This is a genomic window from Vibrio sp. 1288, from assembly GCF_033344475.1.
The window spans coordinates 1-538 of sequence record NZ_JAWPOX010001022.1 but is presented as its reverse complement, the minus strand read 5'-3'; the positions used below and the strand labels follow the sequence as shown (position 1 = coordinate 538).

The following is a 538-nucleotide window of genomic DNA, read 5'->3' as shown; positions in this document are numbered from 1 at the left end:
ACTGCACTAGCTGGCTACATTGCAAAACAGATTGATGCTGATGTAGAAAAAGCGACGCGCGCTGGCCTATTGGCGAAATGTGACCTAATGACCTCGATGGTATTCGAATTTACCGATACTCAAGGTGTCATGGGTATGCACTACGCAACGCACGACGGCGAAGATGAGCAAGTTGCCCTCGCACTTTACGAGCAGTACATGCCTCGTTTTGCTGGTGACCAACTACCAAGCACAGCGATTTCTTCAGCAGTCGCAATGGCAGATAAGCTAGACACTATCGTGGGTATCTTCGGTATTGGCCAGGCACCGAAAGGCAGCGACCCATTCGCACTGCGTCGCGCATCACTGGGTGTACTGCGTATCATCGTTGAGAATGGTTACAACCTAGACCTTGTCGACCTGATCCGTGAAGCGAAAGTTCAGTTTGGTAACAAACTCACTAACGAGAATGTTGAGCAAGACGTGATTGATTTCATGCTTGGCCGTTTCCGTGCTTGGTACCAAGACGAAGGTTTCAGTGTCGACATCATCCAAGCAG

The 538-nt window shown here is 49.6% G+C and carries 1 protein-coding gene; it reads left to right on the top strand.

Annotation, left to right across the window (positions count from 1 at the left end):
- A partial coding sequence (locus R8O11_RS30690; RefSeq protein ID WP_318195316.1) for a glycine--tRNA ligase subunit beta occupies positions 1-538 on the top strand: 538 nt, incomplete at both ends.